This window comes from Cupriavidus sp. MP-37 (assembly GCF_020618415.1).
GTDB lineage: Bacteria > Pseudomonadota > Gammaproteobacteria > Burkholderiales > Burkholderiaceae > Cupriavidus.
Map to the genome: position 1 here is coordinate 2,467,099 of NZ_CP085345.1, position 16,758 is coordinate 2,483,856.

A 16,758-nucleotide genomic window follows, 5' to 3' on the forward strand; every position below is an offset into this window, starting at 1 on the left:
GGGCAGGGGAACGTGGTGGTTCACCGCATTCTCTCCGCACCCGTGCGCCGAAACCATGACAACAATCGCGACAAAGCGTTGTATAGAATGCAACGATAAACCATTTGCGCGGCGCGGCCGGTACGGCACCGTGGCGACGCCGCCGCAGGAGACCAAGCCATGGAAGACGTGCTGGACCGCAAGCGGGCGCTGTGCCTGCTGCAGATCATCGAAACCGGTTCCGTGCGCGGCGCCGCCGAAGTGCTGGAGCTGGACCCGTCGGTGGTCAGCCGTGCCGTAGCCAAGCTGGAGCAGGACACCGGCCTGGCGCTGCTGGAACGGCGCGGGCGCGGCGTGGTGGCCACCGACGCGGGACGCCTGCTGGCGCTGTTTGCGCGGCGCCAGCAGGACCTGAACGACACCTTCGTGGCCGAGGTGAACAACCTGAAGAACGCCCAGCGCGGCCATGTCGAGCTGTCGTTCGGCGAAGGCTTTGTCGACCTGGTGCTGGAACCGGTGCTGCAGGGCTTCCTGCGCAAGCATCCCGACGTCACCTGCAGCATCCAGGTGGCGGGCACCGACGAGACCGTCCGCCTGCTGCTGGAGGACCTGGCCCATATCGGCTTCGTGTTCCAGCCGCCCGACGATGCGCGGCTGCACTCGCACTATTCGCGGCTGTCGCCGATCCGCGCGCATGTGCACAAGGATCATCCGCTGGCGCGGCGGCGCCGCGCGCTGACGCTGGCGGACCTGGCGCAGCACCAGGGCGCGTTCCTGGCCGGTTCGTTCGGCGTGCGCAAGCATGTGCAGGCGGCCGAGCTGGACGAGCACATCACGCTCAAGCCGATGCTGGTGACCAACTCCTTCAAGGTGCTGTGGGAATACGCCGCGATGGGGCTGGGCTATATCCTGACGGCGCGTTCGGTGCCGCTGAAGGAACCGCAATTGCGCCAGCTGGTATCGCTGCCGCTGGCCAATCCCATTTTGAACAACAGCCGCATCCACATCCTGACGCGCACGGGCCGGCATCTGTCGCCGGTCGCGGACGGCCTGCTGCGGCACCTGGTCAAGGCGTTTCCCGCCGCCTGAAGCCACCGGCATGCGGCGGCGGCGAACGGAGCGTTCGGGAATGGCAGAGGCGGCCAGCCCGGAATGCGGCGATCATGCAGTCTGATCCTGTCCGCCCCGCGATGCGCCATGCACGTCCATCTGCAGTCTTCCATGCACGCCAGCCTGCAGCAGCTGTTGCCGGCGTTTCCGCTGTCGGTCGGCGCCGAATGCGGCAGGGTGGTGGTCAAACGGCGCGGCTACGAGCGGGTGCTGCTGGCCGGTCAGCATGCAGTCATCGACCCGTTCGAAGCGTTTGCGCTGCGCCTGGATGGCAGCAGCGTCCAGCCGGCGGCATGCACGCTCGAGATGCGGGGGCTGACCCCGGCACAACCGTCGGAATGCCTGCACCATCGCATTGCCAAGCGCGTGTTTCTGCAGCCGCAGTACGCCTGGAATGCGGCCTTTATCGCGGAACGGCTCGGCATGTCCGCGGCGCAGCTGCGGCGCGCGTTGTTTGCCCAAGGCACCGCGCTGACCGACCTGTGCCGCACGCAACGGCTGATGCGGCTGCTGTTCGATGTGATGGCGGACGAGGCGGCCCTCGCCGAGGCCCGGCGGCGCATCGGGTGGCCGGTCAACGGTGATGTCGACGGCGCATTCTATGATCGCTTCGGCGTCTCGCTGGAAGCCGCGCGGCGGCTCGCCGGCGCGCACGCGATGCCGCGGCAGCGCTCGGTGGCGTGACGCGCGCGGCGCGGTTTGCGAGATAATCCGGCGAGCTAAGCCGCCGTTGTGCCCGGGAATGATGTCATGCGCTTTGATCTGGTCGACCTGAAACTGTTCACGCATATCGCGGAGGCACAGAGCCTGACCGGCGGTGCGCAGCGTTCCCACCTGTCGCTGGCCGCGGCCAGCACCCGCATCAAGAACCTGGAGGAACACGTCGGCGTCAAGCTGCTGAGCCGCAGCAGCCAGGGCGTGAAGGTGACCGGGGCGGGCGAGACCCTGCTGGCCCACGCGCGCCGCGTGCTGCGCCAGCTGGAGCAGCTGAGCGGCGACCTGCAGGAATACGCGGCGGGCGTCAAAGGGCATGTGCGCGTGTTCGCCAACACCACCGCCATGAGCGAGTTCCTGCCGGCGGTGCTGCGCAGCTACCTGGTCAGCCATCCGGACGTGACCATCGACATGCACGAGCGGCTCAGCCCGGACATCGTGCGCGCGGTGCAGGAGGGCATCGTCGACATCGGCATCATCGCCGGCAACGTGCGCACCGAGGGGCTGGAGGTCATGCCATACCGGCGCGACCGGCTGGTGCTGGCCACCGCGCTGAGCCATCCGCTGGCCGAGCGCGGCCGCGTCGATTTCATCGATACGCTCGACTACGACTTCATCGGCCTGCCCGAAGACAGCGCCATCCACAACTTCCTGAAGCGCGCCGCGGCGGACCTGCAGCGCAGCCTGCGCTGGCGCGTGCAGGTCAGCAATTTCGAGACCGCCTGCCGCATGATCGAGGCCAACGTCGGCGTCGGCGTGTTGCCCGAGACCACCGCGCGCCGCCATGCGCGGGCCATGTCGCTGCGCATCGTCCAGCTCGACGATGAATGGGCCGAGCGCCAGTTGCAGATCTGCGTGGCCGACCTCGACGCCTTGCCGCTGTTCGCGCGCAAGCTGGTGGACCTGCTGGTGGAAGACGGGCAGGGGCGCCAGGACTGAAGCAGCGCCGCCGCTCGACTGCGCGCTACGCCTGGCTCGCGAGCGTTTGCCGCAACTGGTGCTTGAGCAGCTTGCCGCTGGCCGTGGTCGGCATCGCCGCCACGCGCACGATGCGCTCGGGCCGCTTGTAGGGCGACAGGCGCCCGACCAGGTAGTCATGCAACGCCGGCGCGTCGAAGCGTTCGCCTGCGCGGATTTCGACGAAGGCGATCACCTCCTCGTTGCCATCCGCCGCGGGCCGGCCAACCACGGCCGACACGCGCACCGACGGATGCGTGTTGAGCACCGATTCGACTTCGATCGGATAGACGGTGAAGCCCGAGCGGATGATCAGGTCCTTGGTGCGGCCGACGATAAACAGGGCGCCGTCGGCATCGAGCCGCCCGATATCGCCGGTGTTGAGCCAGCCGCCGGGGCGCAGCGCGTCGGCGGTCAGGTCGGGCGCGCGGTAGTAGCCGCGCATCACGCCCGGCCCGCGGATCCATAGCTCGCCGGGCTGTCCCGGCGGCACCGGCTGGCCGTCGGGCCCGACCACCTGCAGGTCCGCGCCCGCGACGATTTCGCCCGCGGCGCAATCGGTGCGCGGCCGGTCCATGCGCGTCACGAACATCGTTCCCGCGTACTCGGTCATGCCGTAGCCATGGTGCAGCGGCTGGCCGAATGCGGCTTCGACATCGCGCTTGAGCGTGGGGTCGAGCGGGCCGCCGCCGGTGTAGAGATAGCGCAGGCGCGGCGACGGCCGCAAGGGCGCGCCGCTTGCCCGCACGTGGGCCAGGATGCGGCTGAACATGGTCGGCACGCCTTGCAGCAGCGTGATGGCGCCATCGCGGATCGCCGCGGCCAGGTCCGCCGCGTTGAAGCGCGCGCACAGGTACAGGCTGGCGCCGGCGTGCAAGGTCGAGATCAGCAGGGTGCCCAGCCCGAACACGTGCGACATCGGCATCACCGCGTAGGCGCAGTCGTCCGGCTGCATGCGGCGCGAGGCCACGGTGACCTCGGCAAAGTGCAGCAGGCCGCGGTGGGTGACCATCACCCCCTTGGGCTGGGCGGTGGTGCCCGACGTATAGATCAGCGCGGCCACGTCGCGCGCCAGCGATTCGGGCTCGCGCGCGGCGGTCTCGTCGACGGCGCCGGCCATCAGCGGACCCAGCCCGGCCGGGGCAATTTCCCGGGCGCGATAGCGCACGCCATGGCGCAGCGCATCCGGCGACGCGGCGTGGGTGAACAGCATCAGCCGCGGGCGGCAGTGGGCGCGGATCACCTCGATCTCGCGCTCGGACAAGCGCGCATTGACCACCACCGGCCATGCGCCCAGCTCAGACAAGGCGAACACCAGCGTGATCACCGCCAGGCAGTTCTCGGCCACCACCAGCACCCGGTCGCCGGTGCCCACGTCCTGCGACTGCAGGTAGCGCTGCGCTTCCCCGATAGCGGCCCACAACTGCGCATAGGTGGTGGTCCGGCCGTCTTCGAACACGGCGACATGGCCGGGCGTGTGCGCGGCCCAGTGGCGCGGGATGTCACTGATGCGGGTGAGGGGGACTCGGTCCGGTGGCATGGTTCAGGCGTCGTTGTGCGGGGCAAAGCGTGCGGCGCGTGTGCGGCAAGCAGCGGGCCGCACGCCGCCGCTGCGGCATCAATAGCGTTCGAACACCGCGGCAATGCCCTGGCCGCCGCCGATGCACATGGTTTCCAGGCCGTAGCGGCCGCCGCGGCGCTGCAGTTCGTGCAGCAGCGTGGCCAGGATGCGCACGCCGGTGGCGCCGATCGGATGGCCCAGCGAGATGCCGGAGCCGTTGACGTTGAGCTTCTGCTCGATCGCGTCCTGGTCCTGCCAGCCCCAGCCCTTGAGCACGGCCAGCACCTGGCAGGCAAAGGCCTCGTTCAGCTCGACCAGGTCCATCTGGTCCAGCGTCAGGTTCAGGCGCGCCAGCAGCTTCTTCACCGCCGGCACCGGGCCGATGCCCATGTGCGAGGGCTCGCAGCCGGCGGCGGCCCACCCCACCAGCGAGGCCATCGGGGTCAGGCCGAGTTCGGCGAGCTTGTCCTCGGCCACGATCAGGCAGGCGGCCGACGCGTCGTTCTGCTGGCTCGCGTTGCCCGCGGTGACGGTGCCGTTCGGCATCAGCACGCGCAGCTTGGCCAGGCTTTCGAGCGTGGTCTGCGGGCGGAAGCCTTCATCGCGCGTAAATGCCACCGGCTCGCCCTTGCGCTGCGGCACCTGCACCGGGACGATTTCGGCGTCGAAGCGCCCGGCCTCCCACGCCGCCGCGGCGCGCTGGTGGCTGCGCACGGCAAAGGCATCGGCATCCTCGCGGCTGATGCCGTAATCGCGCGCCAGGTTCTCGGCGGTCTCGATCATGCCGGAGATCTTGCCGAAGCGCTCCACCGGCTGCGAGCGCTCGCGGCCGCGGTCGAGACGGTCGAAGAAGCGCACGTTGCCGGAGCGCGCGCCCCAGCGCATGTCGGTGGTGTAGTACTCGATATTGCTCATGCTTTCGACGCCGCCCGCGATCACCACGTCGGCGGCGCCGCTCTGCACCATCATCGACGCGGTGACGATGGCCTGCAGGCCGCCGCCGCAGCGTCGATCCAGCTGCATGCCCGGCACTTCCACCGGCAGGCCCGCCTGCAGCGCGGCCCAGCGCCCCACGCACGGCACTTCGCTGTTGGCGTAGGACTGGGCGAAGACGACGTCGTCGATGCGGGCGGGATCGATGCCGCTGCGCTCGACCACCGCGCGCACGGCGGTCGCGGCCAGTTCCTCGACCGGAACCGGACGCAGGCTGCCGCCGAAGGTGCCGACGGGGGTGCGAAGGGGGGTGACGATTGCAGCTCTGCGCATGGAAGTCTCCTGGGAATCTGGTATCGGGTGAACCATCAAGTTAGTCGTTCTACGCCTGCCCGGAAAGGGCGGCAGGGGCGGAAATTGCGACGAAGGCCGCGCCGCACTGGCGCAGCAGCGCGTGGGCCTGGCGTTCCAGGTCCGCGCGGTGTTCGGGGGCGGCGAGGTCCAGCATGCGGCGCACGCGCTGCGACAGGGTCTGGCCGCGCAGGTCGGCCACGCCATGCTCGGTGACGATCAGACCGGCATCGGCGCGCGGCGTGCTGACCGGGCCGGACAATTGCGCGACGATGCGGCTCGCACCCTTGGCGGTGGCTGGCAGCGCCACGATCGGCAGGCCGCCGCGGCTGCGCGCGGCGCCGCGCAGGAAGTCGACCGCGCCGCCGACGGCGCCGACATAGACGCCGGCGGCCACCTCGGCATTGACCTGGCCGGTCAGGTCGACCTCGATGGCGGAATTGATGGCGGTCAGCCGGTCGATGCTGGCGAGCACTTCGGGGTGGTGGGTATAGGCGGTCTCGCGCAACTGCAGCTGCGGATTGCGATGGGCCCAGCACCGCAGCCGCTCGCTGCCCATCAGGATGCCGCCGATGCCGATGCCGGTATCGATGCGCTTGCGTGCGTTGGTCAGCACACCGGCCTCGGCCAGCGCGGCAATGCCGTCACCGACCGCACCGCTGTGCAGGCCCAGGTCGCGGCGGTCATGCAGCGCGGCCACTACGGCCTCGGGCAGGTTGCCGATGCCCATCTGCAGGGTCGCGCCGTCTTCGACCCAGCCGGCGATATGGCGGGCGATGGCCTGTTCGGCCGCTCCCGGAGCGCTGCGCTCCAGGCTGATGGGCGGGTGCAGCGCCTCGACCTGCAGATCGATCTCGTCCGCAGTGAGATAACGGCTGCCGTGGGTCCACGGCACCTCGGGGTTCACTTCGGCAATGATCACGCGGGCCCGGTCGAGCGCGGCGGGCAGGTATTCGTGCACCAGCCCAAGGCTGTAGCGCCCGTGTTCGTCGGCCGGCGAGACCTGCACCAGCACCACGTCCGCACGCAGCGTGCCCTGCCGGATCAGCCCCGGCAGGTGCGAATAATGGCTCGGCACGATGTCCAGCACGCCGGCACTGGCCAGCCGGCGGTGCGGCCCGCTGGCGGCGTAGCCGAAGAAATCGATGACGTCGGCCTGTTCCGGCTGCAGCGTGTCCGACTGGCCGATGCCGACGAAGACGCTGAAGCGCCCGCCGCGCGCGATGGCATGGCGGTGTGCCACCAGCGCGCGCGTCAGCGTCAGCGGCTCGGCGGTGGCCTGTCCCCACCAGAGGTGGTCGCCGGGGCGGATCAGGGTTTGCAGTCGGGAGGCCAGGTCGTGCATGTCCACGGGGAAACGTTGCGTAGCCCAGAGCATGTCGCCAAAGCCGCGTTTGCGCTATTCGACAATGCCAATGGCCGGCTTTGGCGATTGCGAAAAGGGCGCGGGCGCAGCGCCTGCCCGGGCTTAAGCCGCGTGGAAGGCGCGCTTTCGGAAAGGCTGATTGTCGCGCCGGCCGAACGCCGCGACCATTGCGGCTATCGCGCGGCGTCGGGCCATCCGCCGCGGCCGCCACATTCTGATCGCCAGAGACCGATCCCGGAAACCGATCCCACAAGCCGATCGCCACAGACACAGACCGACCGCAAGGCAGCGCCATGATCGAACAGACCCTATCGAACAATTTCCACGAAATCCGCGATGCCATCCGTGCGCTGTGCGCGGAGTTCCCCGACGAGTACTTCCGCAAGGTCGATGAACAGCGCGCCTATCCCGAGGCCTTCGTCAATGCGCTGACCGCCGCGGGCTGGCTCGCGGCGCTGATTCCGCAGGAATACGGCGGCTCCGGCCTGGGCCTGACCGAAGCCTCGGTCATCATGGAGGAGATCAATCGTTGCGGCGGCAATTCCGGCGCCTGCCACGGCCAGATGTACAACATGGGCACGCTGCTGCGGCACGGTTCCAAGGCGCAGAAGGAAAAGTACCTGCCCAAGATCGCCTCGGGCGAATGGCGCCTGCAGTCGATGGGCGTGACCGAGCCCACCACCGGCACCGATACCACCAAGATCAAGACTTCGGCGGTGAAGAAGGACGGCCGCTACGTCGTCAACGGCCAGAAGGTGTGGATCAGCCGCGTGCAGCACAGCGACTTCATGATCCTGCTGGCGCGCACCACGCCGCTGGCCGAGGTGAAGAAGAAGAGCGAGGGCATGTCGATCTTCATGGTCGACCTGCACCAGGCGCAGAAGCAGGGCCTGACCGTGCGCCCCATCCCCAACATGGTCAACCACGAGACCAACGAGCTGTTCTTCGAGGACCTGGAAATCCCCGAGGAGAACCTGATCGGCGAAGAGGGCAAGGGCTTCAAGTACATCCTCGACGGCCTCAATGCCGAGCGCACGCTGATCGCCGCCGAGTGCATCGGCGACGGCTACTGGTTCATGGACCGGGTCACGAAGTACGTGAAGGAGCGCGAAGTCTTCGGCCGCCCCATCGGCCAGAACCAGGGCGTGCAGTTCCCCATCGCCGAGTCCTTCATCGAGCTCGAGGCGGCCAACCTGATGCGCTGGAAGGCCTGCGAGCTGTTCGACAAGCACGAGTCCATGGGCGCGCAGGCCAACATGGCCAAGTACCTGGCGGCCAAGGCCAGCTGGGAGGCCGGCAACGCCTGCCTGCAGTTCCACGGCGGCTTCGGCTTTGCCTGCGAATACGATGTCGAGCGCAAGTTCCGCGAGACGCGCCTGTACCAGGTGGCGCCGATCTCGACCAACCTGATCTACTCGTTCGTCGCGGAACACGTGCTGGGCCTGCCGCGTTCGTTCTGAGCGGGACGCCTGGCATCCCTGACGCTAGGCACCCTGTTCCGCAGCCTGCAGCCCGGTGAGCAGCTTGTCCAGCGTCACCGGGAACTCGCGCACCCGCACCCCGGTGGCGTTGTACACCGCATTGGCCACCGCTGCGCCCGCGCCGCACACGCCCAGCTCCCCCAGCCCCTTGACGCCCAGCGGGTTGGCATTGAAGTCAGGTTCCTCCAGGAACAGCACGTCCATCTGCGCCACATCGGCGTTGACCGGCACGTGATATTCGGCAAGATCGTGGTTGATGAAATTGCCGTAGCGCCGATCCAGCAGGGTCTGCTCCATCAGCGCCGCGCCGATGCCCCACGTCATGCCGCCCAGGATCTGCGAGCGCGCCGTCTTGGGATTCAGGATGCGGCCGGCCCCGATGACGGCGAGCATGCGCCGCATGCGCACTTCACCGGTATCGGCATCGACGGCCACTTCGGCGAAATGCGCGCCATAGGCATGCTGCGAGTACGCCTTGTACGCCTCGTCCATGCCTGCCACCCGGCCTTCGGCGTGCAGCCCGCCGGGCGCGGCACGCGGCAGCAGGTCGTCCAGGCGCTGCATGCGCCCGTTCACGGTGATGGCTCCATTGGCGAAGCGCGCCTCCGTGGCGGCGCCATCGGCCGGCGCCACACCGTCCCGTCCGCGCGCGGCCGATACAATCTGGCGCTTGAGCTGCGCGCAGGCATCGGCGACCGCGGAACCGGAGCTTGCCGCGCCCCAGGACCCGCCAGACCCCGCCGTGCGGGGAAAGCGGCTGTCCCCCAGTTCGACGCGCACCCAGTCCAGCGGCACGCCCAGGCTTTCGGCCGCGATCTGCGCCAGGATGGTGTAGGTGCCGGTGCCGATGTCGGTCATGTCCAGGCGCACGGTGACGCGTCCGCGAATGTCCATGGCCACCAGTGCCGACGCGGCGCCAAGGTAGTTCGGCCGTATCGCCGCGGCCATGCCCATGCCCACCAGCCAGCGCCCCTCGCGCACGCTGCGCGGCGCCGCCCGCCGGCGCTGCCAGCCGAAGCGCGCGGCGCCCGTGCGCATGCAGTCCACCAGGTTGCGGGTCGAATAGGGCAGGCCGGTCTCGGGCTCGCGGCGGGGCTCGTTGCGCACGCGCAGTTCGATGGGGTCGAGCCGCAGGCGTTCGGCCAGTTCGTCCATGGCGCACTCGAACGCCAGCATGCCTGGCGCCTCGCCCGGCGAGCGCATCCATTCGCCGCGATTCAGGTCCACCGGCACCAGCCGGTGGCGCGTCGAGCGGTGCGGCGCGGCGTACAACGCGCGGGCAAACACCGCGGTCTGCTCGCAGTATTCCTCGAAGCGGCAGGTGGCCGACCAGACGTCATAAGCCAGTGCCGAGAGCCGGCCGTCGCGGTCTGCGCCCAGCCGTATGCGGTGCGACATGGCCGCGCGGTGACCGGCATTGGCGTACATTTGCTGGCGCGTCAGGGCGATCTTCACGGGCCGCCGCAATTCGCGCGCGGCCAGCGCGGCCAGCACGGCGTCGGCATGGATGATCAGCTTGGCACCGAAGCCGCCGCCGGTGAACGGGCTGACGATGCGCACGCGTTCCGGCGGGATACGCAGCGTGGCAGCCAGGCCCGCCTGGAAATTGCCGAGGGTCTGCGTCGCGGTATAGACCGTCAGTCCCGCATCTGACCATACCGCCATGGTGGCGTGCGGCTCCATCGGGTTGTGGCTCTGGTACGGCGTGGCGTATGTCACGTCGAGCGCAACCCCGGCCTGGGAAAACGCGCTGTCGAAGTCTCCGGTCGCGCTGTCGGGCGCGAAACCCGCGTTGGTGCGCGGCGGCTTGTAGGCTTCGGCCAGCCTGGGCGCCAGCTCGAATTCACCGTTCGCGGCCTGGTAGCGCACCTGCACCAGCGCGGCCGCCGCGCGCGCCGCTTCGAAGGTCTCGGCCACGACCAGCGCCACCGGCTCGTCGTAATAGCGCACCTGGTCCGAGGCCAGGCAGGGCCGGGCGCGCGTGAACACGTCGCGCGGCGTGGGCGGCACCGATGGCCCGAACGGCGGCTGCGCCGGCGCGTTGAGATGCGTCATCACATGCAGCACCCCCGGCGCCCGGCGCGCCTGCCGGGTATCGATCGAAAGAATGCGGCCGCGCGCGATCGATGCGCCGACGATGTAGCCGTAGGCCGGCGGCGCGCCGCCGGACACCCGCTGCTCATAGGCATAGGTGGCACGGCCCGTCACCTTCAGCCTGCCATCGACCCGGTCGACAGGCAGACCTACCGGAGCGCCCGGCCCCCTGCCTGCATTGCCTTGCGTATTCGTTGTCATCTTCGCTATCCGTCTCTGTTGCCGGCGTGGCAGCCCGCTGGCTGCCTGCGCATCGGATTACCTGCCTGCGTCATGCCCGCCTGGGCGCCACCATCGGTGCGGCCATCGCGGCGGCGGTCAAGGTCTGCCGCAAGGTCTGCGCCGCCAGCGGAATCTTGAAATCGTTGCCGCCATGGCCGCGCGCGCCCGCCAGTGCCGCATCCGCGGCCGCGCGCCAGCTTGGCGCTGCCGCGGGTTTGCCGGCCAGCACGTGCTCGGCGGCGTCCGCGCGCCAGGGGCGCGGCGCCACGCCGCCCAGCGCGATACGCGCCGCCTGCACGCGGCCATCTCTCAGGTCCAGCACCAGCGCCACCGACACCAGCGCAAACGCATACGAAGCGCGGTCGCGCACCTTGCGGTAGAGCTGGCGGCCGGGCGGCGGTGGCGGCAGCGTGACCGCCGCGATCATCTCGCCATGCTCGAGCTGGGTTTCGATATGCGGCGTCGCGCCCGGCAGGCGGTGCAACTCGCGCAACGCAATGACGCGTCCGCCGCCGCGCGGCAAAACGGTGTGCACCTGCGCATCCAGTGCCACCATTGCCACCGCCATGTCCGACGGGTGCACGGCGATGCAGGCCTCGCTGGCGCCGAGGATGGCATTCATGCGGTTGTGGCCCTGCATCGCCGCGCAACCGCTGCCGGGCGTGCGCTTGTTGCAGGGCATGTGCGGGTCGTAGAAATAGGCGCAGCGCGTACGCTGCAGCAGGTTGCCCGCGGTCGAGGCCTTGTTGCGGATCTGCCCGGACGCGCCGGCGAGCAGAGCTTGGGACAGCAGCGGATAGCGTGCCCGCACACGCGGATCGGCTGCCAGGTCGCTGTTGCGCACCTGTGCGCCGATGCGCAGGCCGCCTTCCGGCGTCTCGTCGATGCCGGCCAGCGGCAGGCGGCTGAGGTCGACCAGATGGCGCGGCTGCTCGATATGCAGCTTCATCAGGTCGAGCAGGTTGGTGCCGCCGCCGACAAAGCGCGCGCCGGGCCGGGACGCCACGGCCTGCACCGCTTGCGCCGGATCTTCCGCGCGTTCATAGGTGAAGGGGGTCATGAACGGCCTCCCTGCGCGGCATCGCGGATCGCGGCGACGATATTCGGATAGGCTGCGCAACGGCACAGGTTGCCGCTCATGCGCTCGCGTATCTCGGCCTCGTCGAGCGCAAACTCGCGCGCAGCCACATCCCCGCTCGCATGGCTGGGCCAGCCGGCGCGAACCTCGGCCAGCATGCCCACGGCCGAGCAGATTTGCCCGGGCGTACAGTAGCCGCACTGGAACGCATCGCGCGCGATGAAGGCGGATTGCACCGGATGCAGTGCATTGCCGTCGGCCAGGCCTTCGATGGTGGTGATCTCGTCGCCTTCATGCATGACCGCCAGCGTCAGGCACGCATTGATACGGCGGCCGTTCACCAGCACCGTGCAGGCGCCGCACTGGCCGTGGTCACAGCCTTTCTTGGTGCCGGTCATGGCCAGCTGGTTGCGCAGTGCGTCCAGCAGGGTGGTGCGCACGTCCAGCTCGACCCTGTGTTCCGTGCCGTTGATGCGCAGCGCCAGCGGCCGGACCGGCACGGCGGAGCCGTGCGTGCCTTGGGCCGGCGCGCCCGACGCCCCATGCGCGGGCGCGGCGCCGACTGCGAAGAACACGCCGCTTGCCGCACCGGCCCGCAGCACAGCGCGGCGCCCCGGGTTTTGCGGATGGTCTGCCTGATCCATGGTCTGCTCCTGATAAGTGGCGATGGTCGAAGACCAGGCCTCCGTCAAATAACGAACCCGTGCTGAGCCCGCGCGTGTTCAGCCGTTGGCGTCGGCGGGCCGGGGCTGGCTGTGCGCGCCGTCGGTGAACGCGTCGCGCGGACCCTGCACGCGCGCGCCATCGCTATACACATCGAAACGGCCCTTGGCGGTTGCCGTGTTCGCGGCGCTGTCGGTGTACGGGTCAACCGGCCGCGGCGCCGCCCTGGCCGACAACGAGAGGCTGGCGCAGGCCATCATCAGCATGGTCGGGATCAGGGCATGCAGCAGCGCGCGCCGGGCCGTGCCGCCGCGCAGCCACAGCAGGCGCGTCCGGCGCGCACGCGTGCCGCGCACGGTATGGCGGCCTCTGAGGTCGGTTCTCTGGTTCGGGATCATGGAAGGACTCCTGTTTGCGAGGGAAGGTCAGCCCGGCCAGGCACCTACAGTCTATGGAGCGCTGCCGACGCCACCCTGACGCGTTGCTGACAATTGCGACAGGCACCCATGCGCCGCGGGCCCGCACTAGCCTGGTGCAGCCAGGTCCCAACTGACAGGATTGACAGGTTCGATTCGCAGACTTCCCCTATATTGCTTAGATTCAGAGGACTGGACCCATGAAACTCCTGCTGGTCGAAGACGAAATCAAGACAGTCGATTACCTGCGCCGCGGCCTGTCCGAGAACGGCTATGTGGTCGACACGGCGACCAACGGCGTGGACGGCCTGCACCTGGCCCGTGCCTGTTCCGAGCCCTACGACGCCATCGTGCTGGATGTCATGCTGCCGATGATGGATGGTGTCTCGCTGCTGAAGTCGCTGCGCCGCGAGCAACTGACGCCGGTGCTGATGCTGACTGCGCGCGATGACCTGGACGACCGCCTCAATGCCTTTGACGCCGGCGCCGACGACTACCTGTCCAAGCCTTTTTCCTTCCTGGAATTGCTCGCACGGCTCAACGTGCTGACGCGGCGCGGCCGCCAGACCGAGCCGGCGCAGCTGACCGTGGGCGACCTGCGCATCGACCTGCTGTCGCGCCGTGCCACGCGCGGCACGCGCCGTCTCGACCTGAGCGCGCGCGAATTCACGCTGCTGTCGGTGCTGGCGCGGCGGCAAGGGCAGATCGTCTCCAAGACCGCGATCACCGAACTGGTCTGGGACATCAGCTTCGATTGCAACACCAACGTGGTAGAGGTGGCCGTCAAGCGCTTGCGCGCCAAGCTTGACTGGCCCGGCGAGCCCAAGCTGCTGCATACCATCCGCGGCATGGGCTACGTAATGGAATTGCGCGACGGCCTGCTGGCATGACCCGCAAACGTTCGATCGCGGTGCGGCTGGCGGCGATGTTCGGCCTGGCCGCGGCGCTGGTCTTCACCGTGACCGGCCTGGTGCTCTACCACGTGCAGTGCCTGGAGCTGGAAAAGCGCCAGCTTGGCGAAATCCGTGCCCGCTTCGACCTGGCCGGCTCCAAGGCCGCGGGCATGGGCACCGAACAGCAGTGGGAGCGCTTTGGCGCGATGCTGCGCACGCTGACGCCGGCCGACCATAGCGTGCGCTATGTCGTGGAAAGCGCCGATCCGCGCTTCCGCTACGGCGAACCGTTCCCGCGCGGCGCCGAGGCCACGCCGCGCGCGCCGGATGTGTGGGAGGTGGAATTCGACGACAACCGCTTCCTGGTGCTCAAACGCCGCATCCCCGCGCTGGAAGAGCGCCCCGAGGTGGTGCTGGCGGTGGCGGTGGACCAGGCGGCGTTTTTCGAAACCAGCCGCACGCTGGGGATCTCGCTGGTGGTGTCGTCGGTGCTCGGCGTGATCGCCGTGAGCCTGCTCGGCTGGCGCATCGCCAAGGCCGGCCTGGCGCCGATCGAACGGCTGTCGCACCACGCCAGCGCGCTCGATCCCAAGCAGCTCGAGCGCCTGCCCGATGCCGACCTGCCCGGCGAACTGTGTGGGCTGGTGCAGGCCTTCAACGGTGCGCTCGACAAGCTCGAGCACGCCTACCAGCAACTGTCCGCCTTCAATGCGGACGTGGCGCATGAACTGCGCACACCGCTCGGCAATGTCATCGGCCAGACCCAGGTGGCGCTGTCACGTCCGCGTAGCGTCGCGGAGCTGGAAGAGATCCTGCAGTCCAATCTGGAAGACCTGGAGCGCCTGAGCCACATCGTCATCGACATGCTGTTCCTGGCGCAGTCCGACCGCGGCGCGCTGGCGCGCGACCTGGTGGAAGTGTCCGTGGCGCAAGAGGTGCGGCGCAGCGCGGACTTCCTCGACCTGCTGTTCGAGGAAGCCGGCTCCACGCTGCTCGTCAGCGGCGACGCGAGGGTACGCGTCAATGTGTCGCTGCTGCAGCGCGCGCTGACCAATCTGATGAGCAACGCGCTCCAGCATGGCCGGCCCGGACGGCCGGTGGCAGTTGCTATCGAACGGGCCGAGGGGACGCTGACCATCTCGATACGCAACGAGTCCGACCGCCTTTCCACCATCCAGCCTGGCCGTCTGTTCGATCGCTTTTATCGCGCCGATGCCGCGCGCAGCGACAGCCGGCTGAACCACGGGCTGGGCCTGGCCATCGTCAAGGCCATTGCCACCATGCACGGCGGCAGCGTGTTCGCGCAGGTGCGGCAGGAAACGATCTGGATTGGCATGACGCTGCCGGTCAGCGATCTCGCGCCGGAGGTCCCCGCGCCGGCGCGGCCGCTGCCGCGGCCGGCTGTGGCTTGATTGCGGCGGTTCGGGAAGCATCGTTAGTCCACGCTACCCGATTCGGGGGCCTTTGTGCCTTTTCGTGCGCTCAACGCCTATGGGTGCCGTCCTCAACCTCTACCAGCTCTGCGATCCAGGGAATTGTGACGTCCCCGCATACGTACTTTCACCTAATGCTGCAATGCGACAATTCCTCTGCTACAATCAGGGAAAACCCCATAAGGGTAATCCCGAAAGGAAGGACGCCATGAACACCCAATCCGATATCAAGCTGACCGATCAACTGGAACGCCAACTCATCGAGCGCGAGCTCGGTACCCAAAGCCTGGGCTTCGCCCACGATGTCAAGCGCGCTATCGCCGCCGTGCAGTCGGTGATCGAGCGCCTGCAAAGCCAGGCCCGCAAGGCCAAGGTGGTCTACGCCAACGGCTGATCGCTGGCACCAGCAGTACGGTAGTTGCGGCCCTTGCGGGCTGCGTTGAAGAACCGGCCATACGTGCGCCCGCCCGGGTGAACGCGGCCGGTTTTGTTTTGTCCGCGGCGCTTTGAGTGCTTTGTGAGCAACTTTCACAAAGCTTGCCAGCGCTTTTCGTTTTGCCACGGCGGCGGACACGGCTATCTTGGATGCCTTTGCCGAACCCCGTCCGCCCCATGTCTGCGCTTGTCCTGCTGTGCCTGCTGATCACCTATGTGGTCTGGGGCACGACCTACCTGGCGATCCGCTTTACGCTGGAGAGCTTTCCGCCGCTGTTCATGATGGGCACGCGCTTCCTGTGCGCGGGCCTGTTGCTGGCCGCGTGGCTGGCATGGCGTGGCACGCCGATGCCGTCGGCGCGGCAGTTGCGCCATTGCGCGGTGCCGGCGTTGTTTCTGCTGGTGGGCGGCATGGGCCTCACTGCCATTGCCGAGCAGACGATTTCGTCGGGCGCGACCACGGTGATGATCGGGTCGATGCCGATCTTCGCGCTGATCTGGGGCGCCTGTTTCGGCAACCGGCCGAAGTGGTTCGAGTATGTGGCGATCGCCATCGGCAGCGCCGGCATCCTGGTGCTGACCGCGGGCGCTGAATTCCAGGTCAGCACCGGCGGCGTGGTGGCGCTGTTGCTGGCGGTGGCGAGCTGGTCCTTCGGCTCGCAGCTGGCGCGCCGGCTGGAGCTGCCGCCGGGGGCGGCGGCGTTTGCCGCGGAGATGGTGATCGGCGGCGCGGTGCTGATGGCGCTGTCGCTGCTGCGGCAGGAACCGTGGCCGTCTGCCGTCAGCGCGCAGGCCGGCTGGGCCTGGGTCTACCTGGTGGTGGCGGGGTCGCTGGTGGCGTTCTCCGCTTACATGCACCTGGTCTCGACGGTCAGCCAGACCCTGGCGGCGAGCTATGTCTATGTGAACCCGCCGGTGGCGCTGGCGATGGGCGCATGGCTGGGCGGCGAGCAGATCGCGCCGCAGACGCTGGGCGCGGTGGTGCTGATCCTGGCGGCGCTGGTGGTGCTGAGCGTGGGCACGCTGCGCTCGGCGCGGACCCAGGCGGTCTGATCACGCCGCGCCGCTGCGA

The 16,758-nt window shown here is 68.8% G+C and carries 15 protein-coding genes; 8 read left to right on the top strand and 7 right to left on the bottom strand.

Annotation, left to right across the window (positions count from 1 at the left end; translation table 11 throughout):
* The first annotated feature begins 159 nt into the window (after positions 1 to 159).
* The 3 genes from LIN44_RS27420 to LIN44_RS27430 all read left to right on the top strand — a co-directional run bounded on the left by LIN44_RS27420 (position 160) and on the right by LIN44_RS27430 (position 2,742).
* On the top strand, positions 160 to 1,068 hold the full coding sequence (locus LIN44_RS27420) for a LysR family transcriptional regulator (RefSeq protein ID WP_227315369.1): 909 nt from the start codon (positions 160 to 162) through the stop codon (positions 1,066 to 1,068).
* Positions 1,069 to 1,176: 108 nt separating this feature from the next.
* Positions 1,177 to 1,773, top strand: a complete 597-nt coding sequence (locus LIN44_RS27425) for an AraC family transcriptional regulator (protein ID WP_227315370.1) — start codon at positions 1,177 to 1,179, stop codon at positions 1,771 to 1,773.
* 66 nt (positions 1,774 to 1,839) lie between these two features.
* A complete protein-coding gene (locus LIN44_RS27430) occupies positions 1,840 to 2,742 on the top strand; it encodes a LysR substrate-binding domain-containing protein (protein ID WP_092310026.1) in 903 nt (300 codons plus the stop codon).
* A gap of 25 nt (positions 2,743 to 2,767) precedes the next feature.
* Here the strand turns inward: LIN44_RS27430 and LIN44_RS27435 are convergent, their stop codons facing one another.
* The 3 genes from LIN44_RS27435 to LIN44_RS27445 all read right to left on the bottom strand — a co-directional run bounded on the left by LIN44_RS27435 (position 2,768) and on the right by LIN44_RS27445 (position 6,950).
* Complete coding sequence (locus LIN44_RS27435) at positions 2,768 to 4,300, bottom strand: class I adenylate-forming enzyme family protein (RefSeq protein ID WP_227315371.1); 1,533 nt, start codon at positions 4,298 to 4,300, stop codon at positions 2,768 to 2,770.
* Between the two features lie 78 nt (positions 4,301 to 4,378).
* On the bottom strand, positions 4,379 to 5,587 hold the full coding sequence (locus LIN44_RS27440; protein ID WP_227315372.1) for an acetyl-CoA C-acetyltransferase: 1,209 nt from the start codon (positions 5,585 to 5,587) through the stop codon (positions 4,379 to 4,381).
* A 49-nt stretch (positions 5,588 to 5,636) separates the two neighbouring features.
* A complete protein-coding gene (locus LIN44_RS27445; RefSeq protein ID WP_227316443.1) occupies positions 5,637 to 6,950 on the bottom strand; it encodes an acetyl-CoA hydrolase/transferase family protein in 1,314 nt (437 codons plus the stop codon).
* Positions 6,951 to 7,264: 314 nt separating this feature from the next.
* Between LIN44_RS27445 and LIN44_RS27450 the strand changes: the two genes are divergently transcribed.
* Positions 7,265 to 8,431, top strand: coding sequence for an acyl-CoA dehydrogenase family protein (locus LIN44_RS27450; RefSeq protein ID WP_227315373.1), 1,167 nt, complete (start codon positions 7,265 to 7,267; stop codon positions 8,429 to 8,431).
* A 24-nt stretch (positions 8,432 to 8,455) separates the two neighbouring features.
* Here the strand turns inward: LIN44_RS27450 and LIN44_RS27455 are convergent, their stop codons facing one another.
* From LIN44_RS27455 to LIN44_RS27470, 4 genes are all read right to left on the bottom strand, one after another.
* The gene (locus LIN44_RS27455) at positions 8,456 to 10,747 is read right to left on the bottom strand and encodes a xanthine dehydrogenase family protein molybdopterin-binding subunit (protein ID WP_227315374.1); all 2,292 of its coding nucleotides are present in this window, start codon (positions 10,745 to 10,747) and stop codon (positions 8,456 to 8,458) included.
* A 70-nt stretch (positions 10,748 to 10,817) separates the two neighbouring features.
* Positions 10,818 to 11,828 (bottom strand): xanthine dehydrogenase family protein subunit M, encoded by a 1,011-nt coding sequence (locus LIN44_RS27460; RefSeq protein ID WP_227315375.1) that lies wholly within the window; start codon positions 11,826 to 11,828, stop codon positions 10,818 to 10,820.
* Complete coding sequence (locus tag LIN44_RS27465) at positions 11,825 to 12,490, bottom strand: 2Fe-2S iron-sulfur cluster-binding protein (RefSeq protein WP_227315376.1); 666 nt, start codon at positions 12,488 to 12,490, stop codon at positions 11,825 to 11,827. Before LIN44_RS27465 ends, LIN44_RS27460 begins: the two co-directional genes overlap by 4 nt.
* Before the next feature lie 78 nt (positions 12,491 to 12,568).
* Positions 12,569 to 12,907 carry a hypothetical protein gene (locus LIN44_RS27470; RefSeq protein WP_227315377.1) on the bottom strand — a complete coding sequence of 113 codons (339 nt, stop codon included), beginning with the start codon at positions 12,905 to 12,907 and terminating at the stop codon, positions 12,569 to 12,571.
* A gap of 218 nt (positions 12,908 to 13,125) precedes the next feature.
* Between LIN44_RS27470 and LIN44_RS27475 the strand changes: the two genes are divergently transcribed.
* The 4 genes from LIN44_RS27475 to LIN44_RS27490 all read left to right on the top strand — a co-directional run bounded on the left by LIN44_RS27475 (position 13,126) and on the right by LIN44_RS27490 (position 16,739).
* Positions 13,126 to 13,815 (top strand): heavy metal response regulator transcription factor, encoded by a 690-nt coding sequence (locus LIN44_RS27475; RefSeq protein WP_227315378.1) that lies wholly within the window; start codon positions 13,126 to 13,128, stop codon positions 13,813 to 13,815.
* On the top strand, positions 13,812 to 15,230 hold the full coding sequence (locus tag LIN44_RS27480) for a heavy metal sensor histidine kinase (protein ID WP_227315379.1): 1,419 nt from the start codon (positions 13,812 to 13,814) through the stop codon (positions 15,228 to 15,230). Before LIN44_RS27475 ends, LIN44_RS27480 begins: the two co-directional genes overlap by 4 nt.
* Before the next feature lie 229 nt (positions 15,231 to 15,459).
* The gene (locus tag LIN44_RS27485; protein ID WP_012356335.1) at positions 15,460 to 15,645 is read left to right on the top strand and encodes a hypothetical protein; all 186 of its coding nucleotides are present in this window, start codon (positions 15,460 to 15,462) and stop codon (positions 15,643 to 15,645) included.
* A gap of 218 nt (positions 15,646 to 15,863) precedes the next feature.
* A complete protein-coding gene (locus LIN44_RS27490) occupies positions 15,864 to 16,739 on the top strand; it encodes an EamA family transporter (protein WP_227315380.1) in 876 nt (291 codons plus the stop codon).
* The last annotated feature ends 19 nt before the right edge of the window (positions 16,740 to 16,758 follow it).